Annotated in this window: 20 protein-coding genes and 1 pseudogene; 12 read left to right on the forward strand and 9 right to left on the reverse strand. The window is 68.6% G+C overall.

Annotation, left to right across the window (positions count from 1 at the left end; translation table 11 throughout):
• Positions 1-115 precede the first annotated feature (115 nt).
• The 5 genes from D1832_RS13165 to D1832_RS13185 are packed head-to-tail and all read right to left on the reverse strand — an operon-like array spanning position 116 to position 6,746.
• Positions 116-907, reverse strand: a complete 792-nt coding sequence (locus tag D1832_RS13165; RefSeq protein WP_118914675.1) for an endo alpha-1,4 polygalactosaminidase — start codon at positions 905-907, stop codon at positions 116-118.
• Positions 908-959: 52 nt separating this feature from the next.
• Positions 960-1,652 carry a spherulation-specific family 4 protein gene (locus D1832_RS13170; RefSeq protein WP_118914676.1) on the reverse strand — a complete coding sequence of 231 codons (693 nt, stop codon included), beginning with the start codon at positions 1,650-1,652 and terminating at the stop codon, positions 960-962.
• A gap of 3 nt (positions 1,653-1,655) precedes the next feature.
• The gene (locus tag D1832_RS13175) at positions 1,656-2,984 is read right to left on the reverse strand and encodes a hypothetical protein (protein ID WP_147362712.1); all 1,329 of its coding nucleotides are present in this window, start codon (positions 2,982-2,984) and stop codon (positions 1,656-1,658) included.
• Positions 2,975-4,531 carry a GT4 family glycosyltransferase PelF gene (pelF, locus tag D1832_RS13180; RefSeq protein ID WP_118914680.1) on the reverse strand — a complete coding sequence of 519 codons (1,557 nt, stop codon included), beginning with the start codon at positions 4,529-4,531 and terminating at the stop codon, positions 2,975-2,977. The genes D1832_RS13175 and pelF overlap by 10 nt, the downstream gene beginning before the upstream one ends.
• A 7-nt stretch (positions 4,532-4,538) precedes the next feature.
• Entirely contained in the window at positions 4,539-6,746 is a 2,208-nt protein-coding gene (locus D1832_RS13185) for a hypothetical protein (protein WP_147362713.1), read from the reverse strand.
• Between the two features lie 547 nt (positions 6,747-7,293).
• Here D1832_RS13185 and D1832_RS13190 point away from each other — a divergent pair.
• From D1832_RS13190 to D1832_RS16035, 4 genes and pseudogenes are all read left to right on the forward strand, one after another.
• On the forward strand, positions 7,294-7,968 hold the full coding sequence (locus D1832_RS13190) for a DUF4352 domain-containing protein (protein ID WP_118914708.1): 675 nt from the start codon (positions 7,294-7,296) through the stop codon (positions 7,966-7,968).
• 418 nt (positions 7,969-8,386) lie between these two features.
• Positions 8,387-8,845 carry a cysteine dioxygenase gene (locus D1832_RS13195; RefSeq protein ID WP_165357977.1) on the forward strand — a complete coding sequence of 153 codons (459 nt, stop codon included), beginning with the start codon at positions 8,387-8,389 and terminating at the stop codon, positions 8,843-8,845.
• A 257-nt stretch (positions 8,846-9,102) separates the two neighbouring features.
• Positions 9,103-10,071 (forward strand): annotated as a pseudogene (locus D1832_RS16030) (low temperature requirement protein A); the annotation flags it as partial.
• A gap of 192 nt (positions 10,072-10,263) precedes the next feature.
• Complete coding sequence (locus tag D1832_RS16035) at positions 10,264-11,085, forward strand: crotonase/enoyl-CoA hydratase family protein (RefSeq protein WP_182434794.1); 822 nt, start codon at positions 10,264-10,266, stop codon at positions 11,083-11,085.
• Positions 11,086-11,178: 93 nt separating this feature from the next.
• Here the strand turns inward: D1832_RS16035 and D1832_RS13210 are convergent, their stop codons facing one another.
• Positions 11,179-12,852, reverse strand: a complete 1,674-nt coding sequence (locus tag D1832_RS13210; RefSeq protein WP_118914686.1) for a formate--tetrahydrofolate ligase — start codon at positions 12,850-12,852, stop codon at positions 11,179-11,181.
• A gap of 81 nt (positions 12,853-12,933) precedes the next feature.
• Complete coding sequence (locus D1832_RS13215) at positions 12,934-13,506, reverse strand: NUDIX domain-containing protein (RefSeq protein ID WP_118914711.1); 573 nt, start codon at positions 13,504-13,506, stop codon at positions 12,934-12,936.
• A 98-nt stretch (positions 13,507-13,604) separates the two neighbouring features.
• On the opposite strand from D1832_RS13215, the gene D1832_RS13220 reads away from it, so the two are divergent.
• Positions 13,605-15,650 carry an NAD(+) synthase gene (locus tag D1832_RS13220; protein WP_047311012.1) on the forward strand — a complete coding sequence of 682 codons (2,046 nt, stop codon included), beginning with the start codon at positions 13,605-13,607 and terminating at the stop codon, positions 15,648-15,650.
• 95 nt (positions 15,651-15,745) lie between these two features.
• On the opposite strand, the gene D1832_RS13225 is transcribed toward D1832_RS13220, so the two are convergent.
• Positions 15,746-16,591 carry a siderophore-interacting protein gene (locus D1832_RS13225; protein ID WP_147362714.1) on the reverse strand — a complete coding sequence of 282 codons (846 nt, stop codon included), beginning with the start codon at positions 16,589-16,591 and terminating at the stop codon, positions 15,746-15,748.
• Positions 16,592-16,744: 153 nt separating this feature from the next.
• On the opposite strand from D1832_RS13225, the gene D1832_RS13230 reads away from it, so the two are divergent.
• From D1832_RS13230 to D1832_RS13260, 7 genes are all read left to right on the forward strand, one after another.
• A complete protein-coding gene (locus D1832_RS13230) occupies positions 16,745-17,785 on the forward strand; it encodes an iron-siderophore ABC transporter substrate-binding protein (protein ID WP_118914690.1) in 1,041 nt (346 codons plus the stop codon).
• An 82-nt stretch (positions 17,786-17,867) separates the two neighbouring features.
• Entirely contained in the window at positions 17,868-18,872 is a 1,005-nt protein-coding gene (locus D1832_RS13235; protein ID WP_241511014.1) for a FecCD family ABC transporter permease, read from the forward strand.
• Positions 18,869-19,945 carry a FecCD family ABC transporter permease gene (locus tag D1832_RS13240; RefSeq protein WP_241511015.1) on the forward strand — a complete coding sequence of 359 codons (1,077 nt, stop codon included), beginning with the start codon at positions 18,869-18,871 and terminating at the stop codon, positions 19,943-19,945. The genes D1832_RS13235 and D1832_RS13240 overlap by 4 nt, the downstream gene beginning before the upstream one ends.
• Positions 19,942-20,730 (forward strand): ABC transporter ATP-binding protein, encoded by a 789-nt coding sequence (locus D1832_RS13245; RefSeq protein ID WP_118914693.1) that lies wholly within the window; start codon positions 19,942-19,944, stop codon positions 20,728-20,730. Before D1832_RS13240 ends, D1832_RS13245 begins: the two co-directional genes overlap by 4 nt.
• A 96-nt stretch (positions 20,731-20,826) precedes the next feature.
• Positions 20,827-21,027 (forward strand): hypothetical protein, encoded by a 201-nt coding sequence (locus D1832_RS13250; protein ID WP_118914694.1) that lies wholly within the window; start codon positions 20,827-20,829, stop codon positions 21,025-21,027.
• A gap of 58 nt (positions 21,028-21,085) precedes the next feature.
• Positions 21,086-21,568 carry a hypothetical protein gene (locus D1832_RS13255; RefSeq protein ID WP_118914696.1) on the forward strand — a complete coding sequence of 161 codons (483 nt, stop codon included), beginning with the start codon at positions 21,086-21,088 and terminating at the stop codon, positions 21,566-21,568.
• Positions 21,569-21,572: 4 nt separating this feature from the next.
• On the forward strand, positions 21,573-21,941 hold the full coding sequence (locus tag D1832_RS13260; protein WP_047311017.1) for a metallopeptidase family protein: 369 nt from the start codon (positions 21,573-21,575) through the stop codon (positions 21,939-21,941).
• 6 nt (positions 21,942-21,947) lie between these two features.
• Here the strand turns inward: D1832_RS13260 and D1832_RS13265 are convergent, their stop codons facing one another.
• Positions 21,948-22,613, reverse strand: a complete 666-nt coding sequence (locus D1832_RS13265) for a 4'-phosphopantetheinyl transferase family protein (protein ID WP_118914698.1) — start codon at positions 22,611-22,613, stop codon at positions 21,948-21,950.
• Positions 22,614-22,670 lie beyond the last annotated feature (57 nt).

The following is a 22,670-nucleotide window of genomic DNA, read 5'->3' on the forward strand; positions in this document are numbered from 1 at the left end:
TGATGCGAGCGACCGCCCGGCGGTGCCGGTCCTTGCCACCGCGGCGCGCACGGGGCGGGCGTGACCGCGCGCTCGCGAACCGGTGCGACGGCGCCGCGCCACGTCCGGACGGGCGTCAGCAAGCGCTGCGTCTGGCCGTCAGTTCGAGAGGCTTGATAATCGTGCTCATGCCCTTGGGTACGCGAGAGCACACGCTGGCCGCGGAACCGGAGTACTCGACGTTGAAGACAGGCTTGTTCGCCGCGAGCATCGGCGCGTAGCGGTCGCACTCGTCGTAGGCGACACATTCTTCGTTGACGGCGAAGTCGATGCTCGTCTGCAACTGCGGGAGGATTTCCAGGCTGTTCTTCAGGCCGATCGCCAGGCCCCGCTTGTGCGCGTCGGCGATGAGCTGACGTTGGTAGGCGACGGCGTCGGACTGCTTGATGGGGAACCCGCTCGTCGCGGCGTAACCGTCCATGTTGTCAGGGTCGACGGCGTCGAAGCCCTTCGCCTTGCACACGTCCATGCGCTTGGCCATGATCGGCGCCAGCTTGGCGCGCTGGCGCACGTCGAGCCAGCGCTCGCCCGGCCAGTCATCGAGCGGCTTGCCGAGCGTCGACGCGGGGAACTTCTTCGCGTCCGGACGCCACTGCTCGTACCCGCCGGCGTTGATGTAGCAGATCACCTTGATGTTGCGCCGGTGCAGAGCGGTGACGGTCTTCGTGCTCGTCCCCTCCCAGTCGAGGTTGTAGACCGATGCCTTGACGGAGGTGTCGAGCGCGCCGCTGTACTGGATCTGCCAGCTCTGCCCACGCGCGGGCTTCCACCACGTGCGCCCGGCTTGCCGTTCGACGTTGCGGCGCTCGGGGCCGTTCCGGCGGCACTCGCGGACGGCGGGAGGGCCTGGTCGTCCGTGGCCGCGCACGCACTCGTCGTGAGCGCGAGCACGAGCGCGCCCGCTGCGGGGAGCGAGGTCTTCATCGTGCCTTCACGAGTTCAGGGTGACAGTCGGCGTACGGCGCGGGCAGCACGTCCCACGGGTTGGGCAGGCCCCGGTCGGTGGCCCAGCTGAAGTGCGCCCCGCGGCTCGCGGCCAGGGCCGGCACGGAGGCGAGGTGCTCGGGTGGCACGCCGTGCACGAGGTGCCACTGCTTGTGCGGGCTGACCGCCTGCAACCACTCGGGCATCTGCAGGTGGGCGTAGTCCTGCCAGGCAGCCTCGGCCACACAGGTGACGTCGGCCGTCTCGACGAGGCGTCGCGTTGGCACGACGCCGGGGTTGGCGATGACGTGCTCGACCCCGGCGTCTCTCAACGCGTCGATCCACTCGACCGACCAGGCGCCTTGATGATCCTGCGACGGGACGCAGTCGAGCATGATGTCGTGGATGCCGTACCACTGCTGCCACTGCTCGACCTCTTCGAGCACGTCATCCCAGGGGCGCTGCCCGTAGCCGACGTTGACGTACCCGGCTGTAGTCGTGGCGAGCCCGCGCTCGAGCGGCCTGCGGTAGTACGGATCCTGCGGCCCGTGCCCAGGCCCGTTGTCGACGTTGACGACGACGAACCCGAAGCCGAACACGCCGTCGGCCAGGCGCTGCCACGCGAGAGGTGCTTCTGCCGGATGGATGTACCAGGGGACGGCCGGGGTGGGTTGAGGGGCGTCGAACACGTGTCACCAATTCGCAGAGTGGGAGGTGCGTCGGGCCGTGACGGCGCTGACGATGACGAACAGTACGAGGGACGCCAGGAGCAGGCCGACGGCGCCACCGGTGAGCATACAGACTAGGACGACGGCGAGGCTGCCGGCGGCCACCGCCGCAGCCCCCGGGGCGTTTCCGGTGCGTAGCTGCACGCCCGAGCCGGTCGTGGTGAGGGCTGTGATGAGCACAGCGGGCAGGAAGAGGTGGGCATCGTCGCGGCCACCTCCGACGGCAGTGAGCATGAAGAACGCGGCGATGAGGCCCACGCCGCAGACGAGGCCGACGGCGAGCGCGCCGAGGCCGGCCGTCGTCCACCGCAACTGGCGCCAACTGTGGGTCAGGACCGCAAGGCGTTTCGCGCCGAGCAGGGCGCTGTCGAGCACCGGTTCGCAGGCCGCGGAGGCTGCGAGGCCGGCGAGCGCCAACGACGACGTGAACGCGCTGCCGACGTGCAGGACGAGCACCATCAACTGGGTGATGAGTGCGAGCGTCTGGATGGTGCTCCAGGCCAGGATGGGGTGCAGGACCTCACGCGCCAACGTGCGGGCACGCTGTTGTTGCTCCCAGGCAGCCTTGAGGACGACGTATCCCGTCACCGCCGCGAATCCGAGGATGATGATGCGGCTGACGACGAGGGCCATGCTCGGTTCGACGAGCAGCAGCACCCCGGTCAGTGCGGCGCAGGGCAGGACAGCGCCCAGGAGCTGCACCGGAGACCCGATGACGACGAGCGCCGAGATCGCACAACTCCACAACGCCCACAGCAGGGGGGCCCAGGAATCCACGACGAGGCAGGTGGCCGCAGAGAGCAGGAGGGCCACCGTCCCGACGCAGGCGCCGTTCACCTCGGCCTTGAGACGGCTGGCGGACGACAGGCCCTGCCACATCGTCGCGCTGACGAGTTGCCCCGCGAGCCACCCGACGGCACCGGCGGTGAACACGGCGTTCGTGTTGTGCGTGGAGACCGTGGCGATGCAGATGAGGACGCCGCACAGCATCGTCAGGGAGCGGGCGAGGGCGTGGCTCCATGCCCGCCTCCACGTGCGCAACTCGTCCGTGCGCTCGCGGCCCGTGAGGACGACGGCGCCGGCCAGGCGCGTGCGCACGAGCGCGTCAGCGTGCGCGAAGGTGTTCGCATAGCCGTGGCGCACCGAGCTGCGGCCCCCGAACCCCATCGATTCGAGGTGAGCGGCGGCGTCGAAGAGGTCGACGGTGTTGTCGACCGAGGCGGCGAGCTCGAGGTGCGTCTCGTCGTCGCCCGTCGCCCTCGTCCCGGTCGCCTCCTTGAGCGTCATCGACACGACTCGGCCTCCGTGGTGGTGGGTGCGGCGTGGGTCGCGGCGGCGTACTCACGTGTGGCGCTCGAGTCGGCTGCCTCGAGGGCGCGGCGGACGTCGTCGAGGTCTGCCTCGGGCACCGTGGCGGCGCTGCGCTGGTAGATGCACCGGTAGCGTGCGGTGAACTTCGCGAGGTCGAACGTCGACAGGGCGCGCTCGCGCGCACGGCGTCCCATGGCTTGCCGTTCCGCATCGTCGACGAGCAGGCGCACGAGCGCCTCACCCAGGGCCTGGGCGTCGCGTGGCGGTACGAGCAGCCCGCACGTCTCGTCGCGCCCGACGCACTCGTTGACTCCTCCGACGTCGGTGTTCACGGTCGCGCGGCCGCACATCATCGACTCGATGACGGTGTAGGGCAGCCCCTCGGAGATGCTGGACAGGGCGACCACGTGGCCCGCTTCGATGGCGGGTCGGGCCGAGGGCACCGCGCCCTCGAACGTCACGCTCGCCCCGAGGCCGCATGCGACGACGAGCGCGTCGAGTTCCGCCCGGTAGGCCTCGTTGCCGGCTGGCGTCGGGCCGAAGAGCCGCAGGCGGGCATCCGGTACCGAGTCGCGCACGATCGCGAACGCCTCGATGAGGGTGGCCAGGTCCTTCAGCGGGTCGATGCGACCCACGAAGCTGACGGTCGGCACGTCCGGCTCGCCCTCGACGGGTGGGAAGGCCGTGGCGTCGACGGCGTTGGGCACGGTGATGACGCGCTGCGCCTTCGCTCCGAGCTCGCGCTCCCATCCTGCGTTGAACTCGCTCACGGGCGTCATGAGTTCGCAGTGGTTGTAGACGGTCTGGCAGACGGCGCGCGTCATCGCCATAAGGGCGTAGCGCACGGTCCAGGGGAAGTTCGCGGCGCGCAGCGCGAGGTAGCGCTCGCGCAGGTGCACGCCGTGCTCGGTCAGGACGATGGGTGTGCCGTCCCGCCAGTGCCGGCCGAGTGCCATGAGCCCTGCCGGACCGTTCGTCGTGGCGTGGATGAGGTCGACGCTCGGCCATGACACGTTGAGCACCGCGAGAAAACGGTCGACGTGCCGCGAGACGTCCGCCGCCTGCGACCCCGACAGCGGTGGTAGGCCCGTGCCCTTCACGTGCGACGCCCAGGCGCCCATGAGCGCCTTCGTCCCCAGGCCGCCCGTGAAGTGCGCCATGAGGGGTTGGGCGTACTCGGCAGCGAGGACGCGCAGCCCTGCCGTCGCCGCCTGCAGGTCGACCGAGCGACCTGCAGGTGGCAACACGGCCGACCACAACTGGCGGTAGGCGGAGTCGATCTCCGACGACTCACCCCAGGCTCGCAGCGCCTCGAACGACCACCGACGCCTCACCTCACCCCACATGGGTTTGGCCTGGAACGAGCGGACGTTGGAGGGCAGCGACCACACGCTCTCGTGCTGCGTGCCGGTGAGCGTCACGATGGAGAACTCGTGTTCGGGTAGGTTCTTCACCAACTGGTCGCACCAGGTGCTGACCCCGCCGTGCACGACCGGGTAGGTTCCCTCGTTCAGTAACGCGACGTGCATGCTGGACTCAGCCGGCGGCCGCGATCAGGTCGCTGTCGGCGACCGGCTGTGCGACCACCCGCGTCGACGTGCCGTCCTTCGCCGTGCCCGGTGTGAGGGCAGGCGCGCTCGGGGTGGCGGGCGTCGCGGCGGCGGAGGTGTCCCACGAGGCGCTCGTGGCGAAACCGGTCGCGGTGGGCAGGGTGAACGTCTTGAGGCCGAGGCCGCGCAGGCGCACCCAGTCGGACGACTGCCCGCCGTAGCTCTGCCCGAACGTCGAAAGGCCCGAGCGGGTGCCGGACGGTGCCGTCACGGGCACGTCGATCGCGGAGAAGGAGTTGTTGAACAGCTGCAGCTTGGTGCCGGAGATCGTCGCCTGCACCTGCGAGCTCCTGGCCCGCCACGTCTGCTGACGCACGAGCTGCGTGCCCGCTTCGGCCGTCGTGACGTTGACGATGGGAGCGTTGTCGGCGTAGACGCCGCGGTAGGAGCCGAGAATGCCCTCGACGACCGGGTAGAGGATGCGGTCGCCCGTCAGGTTGCTCTGGTGGGCGTAGTGCGGGCGGGCGTCGTTGTCGAGCACGTGCCCCAGGGCGATCTGCTTCTCCTTGGGCACGATGTAGGAGTCGAACCCGTCCTGCGTCAGCGGCGTGATGCACGTGCTCGTGGCCGGGTTGTCCTCGCACAGCCCGGATCCGCCGTCGGCGCGGCTCGTGTAGAGCCAGTTGTACTCGTCGACGGCGTTAGCCTTCGTCGAGGTGTTGTAGTAGATGTTCATCGGGTGGCGCGGCACGGTCGTCGCGGAGCCGAGGACGCGCGGTTCGCTCTCGCGCGAGGCGTCCGAGGCGATCCACTTGATGCGCTGCTGCGTCAGGGCCGACGCGAGGTAAGGGTTGTCGGCCGGCATCTGCGGCAGCGACTTCAAACCCGAGTGCTCGCCGGTGACGAGGCTCGCGGCGTCGAAGTTGGGCAGCGTGTTCGTCTTGGCGTACGCGACGTTTTTGCTGATCTCGGAGGCGATCGTGGCCTGCGAGGCCCAGTTGATGCCACCCGTCGACGTCTTCGCGCACTGCCACGGCGTCGTCGAGTCGTCGTGAACACAGCCGAGGTAGGGGTGCGACCACGTGTGGTTGATCCAGCGGAACTCGTTCTTGTTGGCCAGCAACGACGCCTCGAGGGCGTCGGAGCCGGTCTCGGCCTTCTGGTCGGCCGCACCCGCGCCGTTGAAGGCGACGTCGAGCTTGACGCCGTTGGTGCGCTGCCAGGCGGCGAGCTGGTCGACGTCCTGGGCCGTCATGCGCGAGGTGGCGTCGGGTGCCGTCTCGGGGTACGTGGCGGGGTCGCAGTCGTCGCCCACGGTGCAGTTGCCCTCGGCGTTCCATTCGGCGTCGGGCAGCAGGACGTCATCGACCTGAACCGCGAGGAAGTTGCGCGAGTAGGAGGTCGAGATCCCCCGGGTCAGCCACGAGACGATGCCGTGCGAGAGCACCTTCCAGTGCTGCTGCGAGGCGTTGGACGCGACCGTGCTGATGAGCTGCTCGCGCCCGTCCTTGGCGTAGACGCCGAGGAGGGAGCCGTTCTCGCCCGTTCCGGGCACGGGGAGCGTGAGATACGGCGTATAGGTGGCGCCGTTGCTCGTGGCGGCCTTCTTCGCGATGTATCCGTAGCTCTCGGAAACACCGGGGGAGAGGTCGTCGAACGTGACCGATCCCTTGAGGTACTCGAAGCCGTTGGTCTTCGCTGCGCCGGACAGGTCGGCGGCCATGCCGTCGACGGCGCCGCTGTACTGGTTCTCCAGGCCGATGCCCGCGCTGGGCCAGTTGTACGCGCTGAACTCGCGCACCTTGAAGGTGCTCTCGTATCGCGCCAGGGTGGCCCGCTCGGCGGCGGTGAGGCTCGCCGGTTCGGCGCTGGGCGTCACGACACCCATGAACTTCGCCCGAGTGGTGAGCCACCCCTGGCTCGCGAAGAATGCCGGAGTCAGCTGCGGGCGCGAGGCGGAGGTGAGGTCGACCTTCTCGTAGTCGACGCCCTCCTTTGCGAGGCGGTCGACGATGGCACTGACCATGGGCTGGCCGTCGTCGAGGACCAGGACGGTGGCCTGGATTTCCACGGGGCGCGTGGCTGCTGCGGCAGGCGTGGCCAGAGCCACGCCTCCCGTGGCGAGCATGGCCGTAGCGGCCGTCGTCGCGATCGTGGTGGTACGCAGACGTGCGCGAATCGAGCGAGCGTTCATGTACTTCTTTTCCTTGCGGCTGGCCGAGATGACGGCTGCGATCAAGTCGGGCTGAGGCCGGACCGGGGGCGGAGCCCGGTCCTATAATATGTGCGATAGCAGAATTAAATTTCGCCCAAGAAGCTCACGGGCGTCTAGGGCGGGTAGGCTGAAACGGGCAGGGGTTTCGCCAGAAGGAGCTGTCTGCCCAGTACTGGCGCCAAGTTGGTCGTGCGTTCAGCGGTTGTTATTTTGATCGGTCGGCGTCGAGTGAGATGTCGGTCACTTTTTGGGTGCGCGCGCGGGCCCTGGGGCCATTTCCCGTTCAGAGGGAGTTCATAGCTTCGCGGGTGGCTCGTCGTCGGTGGCGAGTGGTTCGCCGGGACGGCTCGGCGCGGACGGTGCGCCCCGACCGATCGGGCAGGTGGATTCTGCCCGATCGACCGATGTGCGCGAGGGGATCGAGCGCGATGATCCTTCGGGTGTCGCCGCCGGATGCGAAGCGTACGAGGGGGCGACATCAACCATCGCCGTCGGCGCCACGCCGACCTTTTCCCCGGAGAATCACATGAACGACGAGAACAACACGTTCCAGCAGCAGGGCCACTACCCCCAGCAGGGCTACCCGCAGGGTGGTTGGCAACCGCAGCCGCCGCCCAAGAAGAAGATTTGGTTCCTGCGCCACAAGTTCCTCACGGCGATCCTCGCGCTCGTCCTGATCGTGGGCATCGGATCGGCAATCGGGGGAGGTGGCTCCAAGGGTGGTGACGACGCGGCGCCGAGCAGCAGCTCGAAGAGCAAGACCTCCGAGGGCAACTCGGATGGCGGGTCCAAGGACGGCGGAGACGCCTTGCCCGCGGTGGGTACGCCGGTGCGCGACGGCAAGTTCGAATTCACGATCACGAAGGTCGAGCGCGGCAAGAAGACGGTGGGGCAGCAGTACGTGAGTGAAACCGCTCAGGGCGAGTACACCCTCGTCCACGTCACCGTGAAGAACATCGGCGACCAACAGCAGGGCCTCTCGGACTCCGACCAGAAGGCCATGGACGCCTCCGGCACGCAGTTCTCCGCCGACACGATGGCAGGCGCTTCCATCCAGGGAAACGACGTGCTGTTCAACCAGATCAACCCCGGTAACCAGGTCAAGGGCGTCCTCGTCTTCGACGTCCCGGCGGGCACGAAGCTGACCCAGATCGAACTGCACGACTCGATGTTCTCCGGGGGCGTCAAGGCCGCCCTGTGACCCGCGAGGTGTCCGCCCCATCGGCGGGCGCCTCGCGTGGCCGGCCAGAACGGCTCGATCCGCCGGATCGCGTCTGCTCTCGCGCACGACCTTCCCCCGTGCCGGTTCTGGCCCGCCGAGCAAACTCCCTGCGCTCTCGTTGCGCGGGGCTCTGGGGAAGAGGGAGGGGCGCCACTCGCACACGAGTGGCGCCCTTTCCCGTCGTGCGGCGGTCGCTGCTCGGCGGTCTTCCCTGTCTCCGTCCTGCTCGCGGCCTGCCGCGTCCCTTGTCGGGAAATTGACGGCTGCGCAGGGGAAGTGTCAGCAAATCCACAGGTGCGGGAGGAGTGGACGCTCGGTGGAGGTGGTTGGCTGGGAGATGTCCGCGGTCGACCCCGCCTTCTGCGGGTTGGGTTGCCTCATCACTCCAGGAATCACCATGCGAACCTCGTCCGACGCCCCCGGCATCACCAGCTTCACCGACGAGCAACTCGTGCGTGTGGCCCGACTCTTCGCGAGCGACGATTCGCTGGCCGCGCATCTCGACGACCTGCCGGCCGACGGGAACCGCCGCCGTGCCTCGCTGGCCGGCACACCCCACCTCGAGATGTGGGCCATCACCTGGCCGCCAGGCTCCACGAGCGGTTGGCACGATCACGGTGCCGCGTCCGGTGCCTTCGTCGTCGTGCGCGGATCGTTGCTCGAAGAGGTGCACCTGCCGTCGGGGGAGAAGACCACGCGCGTGGTGACGGCCGACGAACACCGTTGGCTTGCGCCCGGTCTCATTCACCGCACGAGCGCCTTCGGTGACAGCCCAGCCCTCACCGTGCACGCCTACGCGCCGTCCTTGGCGGGCGCCCGCACCTACGAGTCGGCGGAGCTGCGCACCGACGCGTGAGCGTGGACGGCGCTCTGACGCGTCGACGCGCGGGGTCATAATGCGGCCACGACGACCCCCTCGGTCACCGCCGACGACCTTCGTTCTCGCATTCGCCCGATGTCGGGCCGAGACCCCCACGAGAGCGGACGCGTGGCCAGCACGCTCGAGCTCCTGTTCGACCTGACGTTCGTCGTCGCCGTCGCGACGGGGGCGTCGCAGCTCGCGCACGGGATTGCGGTGGGCCACGTGGCGGGCGCCGTCGGGCGTTCGCCTTCACGAGCTTCGGCATCATCTGGGCCTGGATCAACTACTCCTGGTTCGCGAGTGCGTACGACTCGGACGACTGGCTCTACCGTCTGCTCACGATGGTGCAGATGGTCGGCGTCGTCATTTTCACCCTCGGCATCCCGCGGACCTTCGAGGCGATCGAGGAAGGGCACTTCGACAACACGGTCATCGTCATCGGGTACGTCATCATGCGGGGCGCGATGCTGTGCCAGTGGGTGCGCGCCTATCGCAGCGACCCCGAGCACCGCAGGGCGATCGCGACGTACATGGCGACCCTCGTCGTCGCACAGATCCTGTGGGTCGCCACGACCTTTCTCGAGGGCATGCACCTGCCGCTCCCGGCGATCTTCACCCTGACGACTCTCGTCACGTGCGTCGAGCTGACAGGGCCCCTGATCGCCGAACGTGGAAAGGGCACCCCGTGGCACGCCCACCACGTCGCGGAGCGACACGGCCTGCTCACCATCATCACGTTCGGCGAGATCGTCACGGGCACCGTGCTGACGCTCGAGGAGATCCTCGGAGACGCCGAGCGCACCATCGACTGGGGCAGCGCGATCCTCGTGGCGCTCTCGGGCATCGCCATGGCGGTGGGCATGTGGTGGAGCTACTTCATCACCCCGTTCGGCAAGGTGCTCCATCGCTTCTTCAGCCGCTCGTTCGGTTTCGGCTACGCCCACTTCCTCGTGTGGCCGAGCCTGGCGGCCGTCGTCGGGGGCCTGCACGTCGTCGCCCTGTCGTTCGAGAAGACGGGCTCGCACGTCGACCACACGGTCGCCGCTCTGGCGCTGGCCGTTCCGGTGGGCCTCTACACGGTGGCGCTGTACCTCGCCCACTACCTCACGACCCGCTCCTGGGCCGGCCTGCACACGTTCATCCTGCTCGCGACCCTCGCCGTGCTCGCGGGTGCGGTGCTCCTGTCGACGCAGCACGTGTCGCTGCCCGTCGTCCTTCTCGTCGTCACCGTCGTTCCGTGGATCACCGTGGCGGCCTTCGAGCTCTACCGCGGCGCCGCCCACGAGGCGATGGTGCTCGAGGGGCTGTACGAGCACGATCGTCGTCAGGCTGACGGCCGACGAATGGCTCGTGCGCTGCACAACCCGGGCAATCGCCTGTCGGACGCGGCGCCGTCGACGTACGCTGACGCAATGGCGAATGTGGAGACGACGATCACCGGGGGCATCGCCCACGTCAAGCTCAACCGACCGGACAAGCTCAACGGCCTCACGTTGCCCATGCTCGGGGAGCTGGTGGCTGCGGCGCACCACGTGCGCACGAACAAGGCCGTCCGCGTCGTCGTCGTCTCGGGTGAGGGACGCTCGTTCTGCGCCGGTCTCGACTTCGGATCGGTCAACAAGGCCCCGGCCAAGATCATCCCGGCCTTCATCCCCCGCCCGTGGCGCGGCACGAACACCTTCCAGGAAGCCTGCTGGGCGTGGCGGCGCGTGCCGGTTCCCGTCGTCGCCGCGGTTCACGGCCACTGCTACGGCGGCGGCTTGCAGATCGCGCTGGGCGCCGACTACCGCTACACCACACCTGACGCCGAGTGGTCGGTGCTCGAGGGCAAGTGGGGGCTCATCCCCGACATGAGCGGCGTCCAGTCGCTCAAGGAACTCGTCGGCATCGACGTGGCGAAGAAGCTCACGATGACGGCCGAGATGGTCTGCGGCGAGCGTGCCGTCGAGCTCGGTCTCGCCTCCGAGGTGAGCGACGACCCGCTGGCTGCCGCCATGGACCTCGCGCACGAGCTGACCACGAAGTCGCCCGATCAGCTCGCTGCGGCGAAGCGTCTGTTCAACCGCTCGTGGAACACGAGCGCTCGCACCACCTTCCGCCGTGAGCGCGCCGAGCAGGCGCTGCTTCTCATCGCGCAGAACACGGCCAAGGCGCGCAAGGTCGCGATGGCCAAGGCCGGAGCACGCGCGGAAGCGCGAGCGGCGGTCAAGTACAGCCCCCGCGTGCTGCCGTGAGGCGCCCCACCTGACGACATCCGCCCTTCGTGCGTCCGAGCCGCCGGCTTGGACGCACGAAGGGCGGATCTTTCCCTCGGTGCGCGTCGCCCGTCAGGACAGGCCGGTGACGGCGCCCTCGGAGTCGACGTCGATGGCCAGCGCGGCCGGCTTCTTCGGCAGACCCGGCATCGTCATGAGGGAGCCGCAGACGAAGACGACGAAGCCCGCACCGGCGGCCAGGCGCACCTCGCGCACCTCGACGACATGGCCCGACGGGGCGCCGCGTTCGGCGTCGTCGGTCGTGAACGACTTCTGCGTCTTCGCGATGCACACGGGAAGGTGGCCGTAACCCTCGTCCTCGAACTGGGCGATCTGCTTGGCGACGGCCGAGGGGATCTCGAGTCGCTCCGCGCCGTAGATGCGCTGTGCGACCGTCTCTGCCTTCGCCGCGAGCCCGAGGTCGTCGCCGTAGGTGAACGACAGCTCGGGCTTCTGGCCGGACGTGATCTCGACGAGGGCCTTCGCGAGCCCCGCCGCGCCCTTGCCGCCGTCGGCGAAGTGGGTGCAGATCTCCACCTTCACGCCGAGCCCCTCGACGTGTTTCGTGAAGGCCTCGATCTCGGCGTCGGTGTCACTCGGGAAGCGGTTGACGCCCACGACGACGGGCAGGCCCCACACGTCGCGGATGTTCGCGAGGTGGCGCTCGATGTTGCTCATGCCGGCGAGCATCGCCTCGACGTTCTCCGTCGTGAGGTCGGCGACGGCCACGCCGCCGTGGTACTTCATCGAGCGGATCGTCGCGACGAGGACGACGGCGTCCGGGCGCAGGCCGGTGAAGCGGCACTTGAGGTCGATGAACTTCTCCGCGCCGAGGTCGGCGCCGAAGCCGGCCTCCGTCACGGTCCAATCGGTGTGAGCGAGGGCGGTCTGCGTCGCCGTCACCGAGTTGCAGCCGTGCGCGAGGTTGGCGAACGGGCCGCCGTGGACGAAGGCGGGGTTGCCCTCGAGCGTCTGGACGAGGTTGGGCGCCAACGCGTCGGCGAGAAGAGCCGCCATGGCGCCGTGGACGCCGAGGTCGCTCGCGGTCACGGGTGCCTTCTCGTAGGTTCGCGCGACAACGATGCGACCGAGGCGTTCCTTGAGGTCGTCGATCGACGTGGCGAGGCAGAAGATGGCCATGACCTCACTGGCGACGACGATGTCGAAGCCGGATTCGCGCGGCACGCCGTTGGTCGGCCCGCCGAGGCCGATGACGATGTCGCGCAGCGCGCGGTCGTTCATGTCGAGCACGCGTTTGAAGGTGATGCTGCGCGGGTCGATGCCGAGCGCGTTGCCCTGCTGCAGGTGGTTGTCGAGCACCGCTGCGAGCAGGTTGTGTGCGGCGGCGATGGCCGCGAAGTCACCGGTGAAGTGAAGGTTGATGTCCGTCATCGGGTTGAGCTGGGCGCGCCCTCCGCCGGCGGCCCCGCCCTTCATCCCGAAGACGGGCCCCATGCTCGGCTCACGCAGCGCGGCTGCGGCGGACTCGCCGATCTGCGCGAGCCCGTCGACGAGGCCCACCGTGGTCGTCGTCTTGCCCTCACCGGCCGGAGTAGGGCTCGTGGCGGTGACGAGCACGAGCTTGCTGCCCTCACGCCGGTCGCGCCCCTGAACGTACGGCAGCGAGACCTTGGCCTTGTGCGGGCTGTAGCGGAAGATCTCGGACTCGGGAATGCCGATCTTCGCCGCGATGTCCTCGATGGGCTGCATAGGGGAGGCGGCTGCGATCTCGACGTCGCTGGGCATGTCGTTCCTCGTGGGCTCGGCTGATCGCGCTCGCGAGTGTGAGCGCCGTCACCGACGTTACCTGTTGCGCAACACCTGTTGTCACAACCACCCGAGGGCGGCCGCAGCGAACATGAGGGCAGCGAGTGTCTCGCCATCGGTGATCTCTCCGTCGGCGACGAGACGCGTGAGGTCGCGCCACGGAACGGCTCGAACGGCGGAGATCCCTTCTGCCTTCTGCTCACGGGCTGCCCTCTCGACGTCCTCGACGCTGGCCGCAGCCTGCAAGCCCGTGGCGAGAAAGACGTGCTCGGGGGCGTCGCACACTCCGTTGAGGGCGTTCATCCGCCCGATCTCGCGCCACTCGCGGGCCGTGTAGCCGGTCTCCTCGGCGAGCTCACGCTGCGCTGCGAGCATTAGGTTCTCACCGTCGCTGCCGCCGGCCGGTACCTCGAGCGACATCGCCTGGGTGGGGTAGCGGTAGAGCGAGACCATGAGGACTTCGTCCTCGTCCGTCATCGCGACGACGAAAACGGCCGGATTGCGCATGGTGACGACGCCGTACACGCCTTCTACGCCGTCGGGGCGCACGACGGCGTCCTCCCGGACGCTGATCCACGGGTTGGTGTACTTCGGGGTGCTCGAGCGCGTGGTCCAACAGCCGGAGTGCGTCATGACCAGACCGTAGCCAACGGCCCCCGCCGTGGCGTCACCGCGGGGCGCCGGCACCTTCCTCACAGGCGTCCTCGGTGGGTTCTGACATGCTGGGAACCATGAACTTCCGTTCCCTGTACGCGCACGGATTCGCCCGCGTCGCGGCGGTCACTCACCCCATTGCGCTCGCCGACCCGATGACGAACGCCGAGCGCGTTCTCGAGTCGATGCGTGAGCTGCACGACGAGGGTGTGGCGGCCGCGGTCTACCCCGAACTCAACCTCTGCGGTTACAGCGTCGAGGACCTCGTCATGCAGGACGTGCTGCTCGACGACGTGCTGCGCGCGATCGCCGCCGTCGTCGACGGTTCGCGCGGGCTCACGCCCGTCGCCGTCATCGGCGCGCCGATTCGTAAGGGCCAGCGCCTCTACAACTGCGCCGTCGTCGTCAAGGAGGGTGAGGTTCTCGGCGTCGTGCCGAAGAGCTACCTGCCCAACTACCGCGAGTTCTACGAGAAGCGCTGGTACGCGTTCGGCGAGGATCAGCGCGGTGAGCACGTCGACCTCGGCGAGGAACTCGGCGAGGTGCCCTTCGGTCCCGACCTCATCTTCCGAGCACTCGACCTGCCGGATCTGGCCATCCACGTCGAGATCTGCGAGGACGTGTGGGTGCCGATCCCGCCGTCGTCCGAGGCGGCCCTCGCGGGTGCGAGCGTCCTCATGAACCTGTCCGGTTCGCCCATCACCATCGGTAAGTCCGCCCAGCGCAGCCTCACGGTTCAGGGCCAGTCGTTCCGCACGCTGTCGGCGTACGTCTACGCGGCCAGCGGCGAGGGCGAGTCGACCACCGACCTCGCGTGGGACGGCCAGACGATGATCTACGACCAGGGCACCCTGCTCGCCGAGACTCAGCGCTTCCCCGAGGGCCCGCGCTCCAGCGTCGCGGACATCGACCTCGGTGCCATCCGCCAGGCGCGCCAGCGCTACGGCAGCTATGACGACAACCGCCTGAGCTTCGGCCCGGCGCGACCGCTGCGCGAGGTGCCGTTCGAGCTCGGTGTGCCGGACGCCGACCTCGGTCTCAAGCGCGAGATCGAGCGCTTCCCGTTCGTGCCCGCCGACGAAGCCCGCCTCGCCCAGGACTGCTACGAGGCGTACGAGATCCAGGTCAGCGCACTCGAGCAGCGCATGCGCTCGATCGGCCAGCCGAAGATCGTCATCGGTGTCTCGGGTGGTCTCGACTCGACGCACGCGCTCATCGTCGCGGCCAAGGCGATGGACCGCCTCGGACGCCCGCGCACCGACATCCTGGCGTACACGATGCCGGGCTTCGCGACGAGCGACCACACGAAGTCGAACGCGTACAAGCTCGGCGAGACGCTCGGCGTCACGTTCGAGGAGGTCGACATCCGCCCGATGGCCACACAAATGTTGAAGGATCTCGGCCACCCGTTCGGGCGCGGTGAGGAGGTCTACGACGTCACGTTCGAGAACGTCCAAGCCGGTCTGCGCACCGACTTCCTCTTCCGTATCGCCAACAGCAAGGGCGGCATCGTCCTCGGCACGGGTGACCTGTCGGAGCTCGCACTCGGCTGGTGCACCTACGGCGTCGGTGACCAGATGTCGCACTACGGCGTCAACGCCGGCGTCCCGAAGACGCTCATGCAGCACCTCGTGCGCTGGGTGGCTTCGAGCGACCAGTTCGACGAGCGCGTCGGCGAGACGCTGTTGTCGATCCTCGACACCGAGATCACGCCCGAGCTCGTGCCGACGAAGGAGGGCGAGACGCCGCAGTCGACCGAGGCGAACATCGGCCCGTACAACCTGCAGGACTTCACGCTCTACCACGTGCTCTCGCAGGGCTTCCGCCCGAGCAAGATCGCGTTCCTCGCCATGCACGCCTGGGACGACGTCGACGACGGCCGCTGGCCGGCCGGCTTCCCCGAGGACAAGCGCCCGGTCTACTCCCTCGAGGAGATCCGTCACTGGCTCGAGGTGTTCTACAAGCGCTTCTTCAGCCAGCAGTTCAAGCGCTCGGCGCTGCCGAACGGACCGAAGGTGAGCGCCGGCGGTGCATTGTCTCCCCGCGGCGACTGGCGCATGCCGTCCGATGCCTCGGGCAAGGCCTGGCTCGACGAACTGGAGCGCAACGTCCCGAAGGCCTGAACGCTGGCCTCACGGGCCTGACGTGAGACGAACTGCCCACGCTCCCGAGGGGACGTGGGCAGTTCGTTTCGCTTCGTGGGCAGGCCGGCCGCGCGTCAGCCGGCGAGCGCTTGGTCGGCTTCCTTCGGCGGCAACCAGTAGCCGAGCGTCTTGATGCAGTCGCGACGAAGGCCTGCCGCGCGCAGCTTCTTCGTCAGGGCGCGGGTCGTGACGGTGTCGCAGGCGCCCCACGCGAACAGCCGCGTGCAGGTGGCCTCGGGGGCGTGCAGGTTCGTGCGTTCGCCGGGCGCCCCGTCTGCAGCGACGAACGCGGCGATCTCCGCATCGACGGCGTCGAGCAGGCCCTGACCGTTGTCGGTGCGACGCACCCAGCGCAGCGAATCCTGTGCACGTAGGCGAACAGGCAGCGCACGGTCCTCGGGGTGCACCCACTCGAGGACAACAGTGGTCGGCGCGGCGCTCACGGCGTCGAGGAGCGAGTTGATCGCCGGCAGGGAGGCGGTGTCTCCGACGAGGAGGTGACGGTCGACGTCGTCGCAGTCGGGCAGGGACGGTTCCGACCCGTAGAGGCTGGCCTCGATCTCGTCGCCGAGGACGGTCTGCTGCGCCCAGCGGGCGGCAGCGCCGTCGTGGATGGCGAACTCGAGCCAGAAGGTGTCGGTCTCGACGTTGGGGTCGACGAGCGTGTAGGCGCGCTGGTGGCCGGCGCCGGTTCCCGTGGGATCGGTGAACCACAGGCGCACCCACATCGTGGGGTACGGGGCATGAGTGCGCAGGAATCCGTTGCCTGCGCAGCGCACGCGCTGGTAGGTGTCGCTGACGCGCTCGGTTTCGAGGACGGTGAAGACGAAGTCCTGCGCGCGAAGGTCGGCCAGGATCCGGCCGGCCTCACCGCGATCGACTGGGCGCAACGCGCGAGCGCGTGCGGTGGTCGGGGTCATCATCGACGCCTTCCGTCTCGACTGCGGGTGCGGGCGTTGCATCGAGCAACACATGTGAGGTTAGCATTGCCTAACTCACGTTGCCAGGCATTGCGTCACGTCGACGTGACGTAACTGCATATCTGCTGTTGTCCCTTCATCGAAAGGTCCCCCGTGATCAACCGCCGTGGTTTCCTCGCCCTCGCCACCGCAGGCACTGCCGCCACCGCCCTGGCCGCCTGTGGCACCGGCTCGTCGTCCGACGAGTCGTCGGAGAGCAAGAGCTCGGGTGGGGGCGCCGGGTCTGGCTTCCCCGTCGAGGTCAAGCACGCCTTCGGTACGACGAAGATCGAGAAGGCCCCGACGAAGGTCGTCGTCGTCGGGTGGGGTGACGCCGACGTCGTCGCCGCCCTCGGCGTCGCGCCGGTCGCGGCACCCGAGGTGACGTGGGGCGCCAACGCGAACAAGTCCACCGACTGGCTGGACGCTCAGCTCAAGAAGATCGGGGGCAAGGCTCCGGCGCGCTTCAGCGACAAGGACGGCACGCCCGTCGACAAGATCGCGACGTACCAGCCCGACCTCATCCTCGGAACGAACTCGGGTCTGACGAAGGAGCAGTACGACAAGCTCTCGAAGATCGCACCCACGGTCGCGTACCCGAAGGTCGCCTGGGGCACGTCTTGGCAGGAGTCGACGACCATGATCGCGACCGCTCTGGGCAAGAAGGCCGAGGGCGAGAAGCTCATGGCCGAGACCAAGAAGAAGATCAGCGACGCCGTCGCCAAGTACCCCGAGCTCAAGGGCAAGACGGCCTCGTGGGTCTACTTCACGCCGACGAACCTCAACACGGTGGGTGTCTACACCCCGAGCGACAACCGTCCGCGCATGCTCGCCGAGTTCGGCCTGCCCGACGGTGACGGAATCGCCAAGCAGACGAAGAGCAGCAAGTCGTTCTTCGTCGACCTCTCTGCCGAGAAGGCCGCGCAGATCGACTCGGACATCGTCGTGTTCGACGAACTGCAGGGCGCCGAGCCGAGCAAGATCAAGAGCAACGCCCTGCTGGGCAAGATCCCGGCGATCAAGAACGACACGTTCGTCTCGATCAAGGAGCAGAAGCCGTCCGCGGCGATGTCCGGCCCGAGCGTGCTGTCGATCCCGGTCGCTCTCGAGACGTTCCTGCCGCAGCTCGCCGCCGCGGCCAAGAAGGTCAAGTAAGTACCTCGGATGACGGCTGCGCGCGTTCCGCATCGCGGTGCGCGCGCAGCCGCATTCGATGTGGTCACTAGCCTCGATGCCGATGTCATCCACCACGTCACGCCCTGACGCGCAGGCACCGAGCCGATCGCGGCTCGTCGCCGGTGGCCTCGTGCTGCCCGCGCTCCTCGCGGTCGCCGTCGTCGTGTCCCTGCTCGTCGGGGCCACGGCGCTCACCTCGGGCGACCTCGGTGCGCTCCTGTCTGCACGCGGCGACCGTACAGTCGCCGGCACCCTCATCGGGGCGGCTGTCGCGATGTCGGGTGCCGCGATGCAGGGCATCACTCGCAACCCTCTCGCCGACCCGGGCATTCTCGGCATCAACGCGGGGGCATCACTGCTCGTCGTCGCGGGCATCACGTGGTTCGGTATCAACTCGCTTCTCGGCTACATCGCTTTCGCGCTCGTCGGCGCCGCGCTCGCCGCGGTGGCCGTGACGGCGCTCGCGACGGCGGCCTCACGCGGGTTCGGCGGATCGGGCAACAGCCCGCTGTCGATGGCGCTTGCCGGCATGGTGTTCACCGCCGGCGCGACCTCCGTCGGGTCGGCACTGCTCATCGCCGACGGCAAGTCGCTCGACGTCTACCGCTTCTGGCAGGTCGGCTCGGTCGCCGGCCGCGAGATCGGCGACATCGTTCCGGTGCTGCCGCTGCTCGCGCTCGGCTTCGGCGTTCTGCTCGTTGCGGGACGGCGCCTCGACATCCTCGCCATGGGCGATTCCGTGGCGCGCGGCCTCGGCGAGAAGCCCGAGAAGCTGCGCTTCGTCATCGGCGGTGCTGCGGTGGCACTCGCGGCAGGGGCCGTGGCCGTCGCGGGGCCGATCGGTTTCGTCGGGCTCGTCGCGCCCCACCTCCTGCGTCCCCTCATCGGGACGTCGTACCGCGTGCTTCTCCCCGCGTCAGCCTTCGTCGGGGCCAGCCTCGTTCTGCTCGCCGACACGCTCGGCCGCGTCGTCTCCCCGCCCGGCGAAGTGCAGGTCGGCATCATGACGGCCGTCCTCGGCTGCCCCGCCCTGCTGTGGGTCGTCGCGAGGATGCGATCGCTGTGAACGAGACGACATCGACTTCTCCCTCCGCGACGCAGATGTCCCCGACGACGCTCGAGCGGTCGCGCGTCGACACCGATCCGCGCAAACGGCGCCGCCTCTTCGCCCTCGGCGCACTGATCGTCGCGACTCTGACGATCTTCCTCGTCCGGGTTCTCCTCGGCGACTTCACCTTCACCATCACCGATGCCGTGCGCATCGTCCTCGGTGAGCAGATCGACGTGAGCGGCGCGAACTACGTCCTCATGGAGTCGAAGCTGCCGCGGGCCGTGGCAGCCCTCGTCGGTGGGGCGCTCTTCGGCGCGGCAGGTGCGGCGATGCAGTCGCTCGTGCGTAACCCACTCGCGAGCCCTGACGTCCTCGGCATTTCGCTCGGCTCGAGTACAGCGGCCGTGTTCTGTGTGACGTTGCTCGGATGGTCCGGTTGGCCGATCCTCTTCGTCGCCGTGCTGGGCGGCTTCGCCGTCTCCGGCGTCATCCTGGCTCTCGCCAAGGGGCAGACGGCGCGCATGATCCTCGTCGGTATCGCGATGGCTGCGGGTCTGCAGTCGGTGATCCAGTGGATCCTGCTCAAGTCCAACGCCTTCCAGGCGCAGGACGCGATGGTGTGGCTCGCCGGTTCGGTCTCGGACGTCACGTGGCCCGAGATTGCACGGCTCGCGGGTATCGGGCTTCCGATGCTCGTCGTGCTCGCCGTCCTGGCTCATCGCCTGCGCGTGCTCGAACTCGGTCGACCGCTCGCCGTCGGCCTCGGCGTTCCCGACGGCGCCACACGAGCCTTCGTCTTCGTCACCGTCGTGCTCGGCATCGCCGTGGCGACGAGCGTCTGCGGCCCGGTCGCCTTCGTCGCCCTGCTCGCCGGCCCGATCGCCCGTCGTCTCATGGGGCGCACGAGCATCGTCGCTGCGGCGCTCGTCGGCGCGAGCATCACCATCGCCGGTGACTACGTCGGCGCCTACCTCATCCCTGGCGGCGGCAAGCTGCCCGTCGGCGTCATCACCGGACTCGCCGGCGCGCCCGTGCTCGCCTGGCTCCTCGTCGCATCGCAGCGAGGCCGATCGAAAGGAACGCGATGACACGGCTTCGCACCGAAGAACTCGTGCTGCGCTACGGCTCGGGCCGAGGCGCCGGGCCCGACGTCGTCCGTGACGTCTCGCTCGAGGTGCCCGACGGGCAGGTCACCGTCCTCATCGGCGCCAACGGCTGTGGCAAGTCGACGCTGTTCGCGGGCCTCACCCGACTCATGACGCCGGCGTCCGGGCGGGTGCTGCTCGACGACGCCGACGTCGCGTCCGAGCCGACGCGTGACGTCGCGAAGAAGGTGGCGCTCCTGCCCCAGAACCCGCTGGCTCCCGAAGGGATGAGTGTCGCGGAACTCGTGCGTCAAGGGCGCACACCGCACCTCGGTTTGCTCGGGCGCGGTGGCCCCGAGGACGACGAGGTGGTCGCCGAGGCGATGCGCGTCACCGGCGTGGACGACCTCGCCGAGCGACCGGTCGAGGAGCTCTCCGGCGGTCAGCGTCAGCGGGTGTGGCTCGCACTCGCACTCGCTCAGGACACGGACATCTTGCTGCTCGACGAGCCGACGAGCTTCCTCGACATCGGTCACGCGGTGGAGTTGCTCGACGTCGTGCGGCGCCGCAACGCCGAGCGTGGCACGACCGTCGTCATGGTGCTGCACGACCTGTTCCTCGCGGCGCGTTACGCCGATCATCTCGTCGCGATGTCCGACGGGAAGATCGTCGCGCAGGGCGCGGCGGCGGAGGTTCTCACCGCCGAACTGGCGAAGCGTCTGTACGGCATCGAGTGTGTGGTTCTCGAGGATCCGTCCACGGGTCGTCCGGTCGTCCTGCCGCGCTAGTGTGAGCCTCACAGTCGGCAGTGTTCGGGAGGGGTTCGTCATGAAGTCGCTCAGGGTGGTCACGGCAGGGCTCGCGCTCACCACGGTGCTCGCCGGGTGCGGCACGTTCGGTGCGGAGGGAACCTCGACGAGCAGTTCCTCGTCACAGAGCTCCAGTTCGACGAGCGAGAGTTCGCCGTCGGAGTCGTCGTCGAGCGAATCGTCCGCGACGGAGTCGTCCACCTCGTCCGAATCGTCCTCGTCGAGCTCGTCCCCGACTTCCTCCTCGACTTCCTCCTCGAGTGCCTCGTCGAGTGATGCGGGCACCGCCGCTCTGCCGGCCGGCACAAAGCTCGTCACGGCTCCTGATGCCGGGATGAGCTTCGCCGTGCCGTCGGGCTGGCAGAAGGTCGAGGCGTCGCTTCTCGACAACCCGCGCTCGAAGAAGAACATCGAACCGCTCGCGAAGAAGTCCGGGCTCACGCCCGAGCAGATGGTCAAGCAGTTCGAGACCCAGGCCGACATCGTCGTCATCGATCTGTCCGGCACGTCGAACTTCGCCGACAACGCGAACGTCACGAAGGTCGCCACCCCCGTGAAGCCCACGAAGGGCCAACTCGACTCGTCGTTCGACCAGATCGGCGGAAAGCCCGTCTCCTTCAAGGAGATCGAGACGCCGCTCGGACAGGCTGTGCAGTACGAGTACAGCCTGCCGGTAGCCGAGACCACCGTCCGCGGCGTCGCGCTCTACGTGCCGGACGGCAAGGGCTCGTACCGCAACATCACTGTCAGCTCCGGCACGGCCGAGCGGGCACAGAAGCTGGCCAAGGACATCGTCAGCAGCCTGCGTAAGTCCTGACCCTGTGTGGTTGTCGCGCCAGGAGTTCGAGGACGCCGTCGGTGACGCGCTCGACGCGGTGCCGACGCAGTTTCTCGACCGCCTCGACAACGTCGTTTTCCAGGTCGAGGACGAGCCCACGCCCGAGCAGCTCGCCGACGTCGACGGTGGGGAGCTGCTCGGTCTGTACGTGGGCGTTGCGCTTCCTGACCGCGGAGATGGCTATGGCTGGGGCAGCCTGCCCGATCGCATCTACCTGTTCTCCGGTCCGATTCAGCGCCTCTCGAGGACGCGGGAGGAAGTCGTCGAGCAGATCCGCGTCACGTTGCTGCACGAAATCGGCCACTACTTCGGCATCGACGACCACCGCTTGCACGAACTCGGGTGGGGCTGAGCCGGCTCAATCGCTGAGAGCCCATGCCCCGACGACGTCGGGGCGATCGGTCTCCCACATCGCCACCGTCCACCCGGGGATCGGGCGGGCACGCACGTCGCTGACGTCGTCGCGGTCCAGCGGCACCGTGATGCCCTCGCCCGTTCCCTTCAGGAGCGCCTCCTTGCGCGTCCAGATCTCGGTGAAGACGCTGCACGCCGCCCGCGAGGACGTCTCGAGCGCTGCGGTGACGGCAGCCCGCTCGCGCAAGTGCAGCTGCGTCGCCACGTCGCGGACCACGTCGAGCTCGGCCACCTCCTCGAGGTCGAACCCGACGGGACGTTCGGCGAGGGCGAGCGCGACGACGGGACGCGGGCCACGCACGCTGGTCACCGAGAAATGCAGATCGGCTGCACGCGGATAGGGCCGTCCGTGCGAGCCGCCGCACTGCACACACGGACGGTGGTCGATGACGATCTCGGCCGGAGACCCGCCGAGACGCGCAGCCAGTTCGGTGCGCAGCAGGGCCCGGCGGGCGACGAACATGCGGTGGGTCTCGCCGTCGCGCAACGTGTTCGCGTGGTGAAGCTCGTCGGGGGAGAGACACGCACGTTCCGCGTCGAGGTCGTCGGTCGGGGCAGGCGTGCGCAGGATGATCGTCGGGGGCGTGATGGGCTGACGCTCGCGGCTCACAAGCTCATCGTAGGCGGGTTGCGAGGTGGGTGCCTCGGTCCCGGTCCGCACCTCGCA

Source organism: Dermacoccus abyssi (assembly GCF_003515945.1).
Lineage (GTDB): Bacteria > Actinomycetota > Actinomycetes > Actinomycetales > Dermatophilaceae > Dermacoccus > Dermacoccus abyssi.

Bases quoted from the DNA above. Each gene is read 5' to 3' on its own strand.
- pelF (WP_118914680.1), bottom strand. From the start codon at position 4,531: ATGCACGTCGCGTTACTGAACGAGGGAACCTACCCGGTCGTGCACGGC.
- D1832_RS13185 (WP_147362713.1), bottom strand. From the start codon at position 6,746: ATGAACGCTCGCTCGATTCGCGCACGTCTGCGTACCACCACGATCGCG.
- D1832_RS13190 (WP_118914708.1), top strand. From the start codon at position 7,294: ATGAACGACGAGAACAACACGTTCCAGCAGCAGGGCCACTACCCCCAG.
- D1832_RS13195 (WP_165357977.1), top strand. From the start codon at position 8,387: ATGCGAACCTCGTCCGACGCCCCCGGCATCACCAGCTTCACCGACGAG.
- D1832_RS16035 (WP_182434794.1), top strand. From the start codon at position 10,264: ATGGCGAATGTGGAGACGACGATCACCGGGGGCATCGCCCACGTCAAG.
- D1832_RS13210 (WP_118914686.1), bottom strand. From the start codon at position 12,852: ATGCCCAGCGACGTCGAGATCGCAGCCGCCTCCCCTATGCAGCCCATC.
- D1832_RS13215 (WP_118914711.1), bottom strand. From the start codon at position 13,506: ATGACGCACTCCGGCTGTTGGACCACGCGCTCGAGCACCCCGAAGTAC.
- D1832_RS13220 (WP_047311012.1), top strand. From the start codon at position 13,605: ATGAACTTCCGTTCCCTGTACGCGCACGGATTCGCCCGCGTCGCGGCG.
- D1832_RS13225 (WP_147362714.1), bottom strand. From the start codon at position 16,591: ATGACCCCGACCACCGCACGCGCTCGCGCGTTGCGCCCAGTCGATCGC.
- D1832_RS13235 (WP_241511014.1), top strand. From the start codon at position 17,868: ATGTCATCCACCACGTCACGCCCTGACGCGCAGGCACCGAGCCGATCG.
- D1832_RS13245 (WP_118914693.1), top strand. From the start codon at position 19,942: ATGACACGGCTTCGCACCGAAGAACTCGTGCTGCGCTACGGCTCGGGC.
- D1832_RS13255 (WP_118914696.1), top strand. From the start codon at position 21,086: ATGAGCTTCGCCGTGCCGTCGGGCTGGCAGAAGGTCGAGGCGTCGCTT.